Annotated in this window: 1 protein-coding gene and 1 pseudogene; both read right to left on the minus strand. The window is 65.3% G+C overall.

Going from position 1 to position 1,842, the window contains the following annotated elements:
• Positions 1 to 1,249 (minus strand): maltose alpha-D-glucosyltransferase (treS, locus tag AWZ10_RS27475; RefSeq protein WP_060892308.1); only part of this gene is annotated, 1,249 nt, incomplete at its 3' end.
• Positions 1,246 to 1,842 (minus strand): annotated as a pseudogene (locus AWZ10_RS27480) (alpha-1,4-glucan--maltose-1-phosphate maltosyltransferase); the annotation flags it as partial. The gene treS and the pseudogene AWZ10_RS27480, both read right to left, overlap by 4 nt.

Raw genomic sequence — 1,842 nt, forward strand, 5'->3', positions numbered from 1 at the left:
GCATGGGGGTGCGTACGGCGTCGCGGTCGCCGAGCCAGATGTTGTCGCCCATGCCGATCTCGTCGCCGTAGTAGAGGATCGGCGAGCCGGGCAGGGACAGCAGCAGGGCGGTGAAGAGTTCGATCTGGTTGCGGTCGTTGTCCAGGAGCGGGGCGAGCCGGCGGCGGATGCCGATGTTGGCGCGCATGCGCGGGTCCTTGGCGTACTCCGCGTACATGTAGTCGCGTTCTTCGTCGGTGACCATTTCGAGGGTCAGCTCGTCGTGGTTGCGCAGGAAGATGCCCCATTGGCAGCTGGAGGGGATGGCCGGGGTCTTGGCGAGGATTTCCGAGACGGGGTAGCGGGATTCCCTGCGGACGGCCATGAAGATCCTCGGCATCACCGGGAAGTGGAATGCCATGTGGCATTCGTCGCCGCCGCTGGGGAAGTCGCCGAAGTAGTCGACGACGTCCTCCGGCCACTGGTTCGCCTCCGCGAGGATGACCGTGTCCGGATACGAAGCGTCGATCTCCCGGCGGACGTGCTTGAGGAACGCGTGGGTGGCCGGGAGGTTCTCGCAGTTGGTGTCCTCCTGCTGGTACAGGTAGGGCACCGCGTCCAGGCGGAAGCCGTCGATGCCGAGGTCAAGCCAGAACCGCAGGGCCGCCAGCATTTCCTCCTGTACCGCCGGGTTCTCGTAGTTGAGGTCCGGTTGGTGGGAGAAGAAGCGGTGCCAGAAGTACTGCTTGCGGACGGGGTCGAAGGTCCAGTTGGAGGCTTCGGTGTCGACGAAGATGATGCGGGCGTCCTGGAACTGTTTGTCGTCGTCGGCCCAGACGTAGTAGTCGCCGTAGGGGCCGTCGGGGTCGTTCCTGGACTCCTGGAACCACGGGTGCTGGTCGCTGGTGTGGTTCATGACGAAGTCGATGATGACGCGCATGCCGCGTTGGTGGGCGGCGTCGACGAACTCGACGAAGTCGGCGAGGTCGCCGAACTCGGGGAGGACGGCGGTGTAGTCGGAGACGTCGTAGCCGCCGTCGCGCAGGGGCGATTTGAAGAAGGGCGGGAGCCAGATGCAGTCGATGCCCAGCCACTGCAGGTAGTCGAGTTTGGCGGTGAGGCCCTTGAGGTCGCCGATGCCGTCGCCGTTGCTGTCCTGGAAGGAGCGGACGAGGACCTCGTAGAAGACGGCGCGTTTGAACCAGTCAGGGTCCCGGTCCTTCTGCGGAGTGTCCTCGAAGGTGTCCGGAACGGGCTCGTTGACGATCATTGTGTGGGTGACCCCCCGATCTGCGGGTTGGACGGTCGCAGGACGGTCAGTACGTGGGCGGGCGTGCGGCCCGGTTCTAGACGTACGTAGTTGTTCCTGCCCCAGGTGTAGACCTCGCCGGTGAGCTCGTCGCGCACCAGCACGGACTCATGCCAGTCCAGGCCGAGTTGCGGCATGTCCAACGAGACCGTGGCCTCCTGGGTGTGGTGGGGGTCGAGGTTGACCACCACCAGAACCGTGTTCGAGCCCGCCCGCTTCGAATAGACGATCACCGCTTCCTGGTCGGCGTGGTGGAAGTGCAGATCCCGCAACTGACGCAGCGCCGGGCTTCGACGCCTGATCTCGTTGAGCTTGCCGAGCAGTGGTGCGATCGTACGTCCGTCTTGTGCGGCTGTGTCCCAGTCGCGGGGGCGGAGTTGGTATTTCTCGGAGTCGAGGTACTCCTCGCTGCCGGGCTTGAGCGGTGTGTTCTCGCAGAGTTCGTAGCCGGAGTACACGCCCCAGGTGGGGGAGAGGGTGGCGGCCAGGACGGCGCGGAGTTCGAAGGCGGGGCGGCCGCCTTCCTGGAGGAAGGCGTGGAGGATGTCGGGGGT

Origin of the sequence: Streptomyces europaeiscabiei, assembly GCF_001550375.1 — a bacterium.
Classification (GTDB): Bacteria; Actinomycetota; Actinomycetes; order Streptomycetales; family Streptomycetaceae; genus Streptomyces; species Streptomyces europaeiscabiei.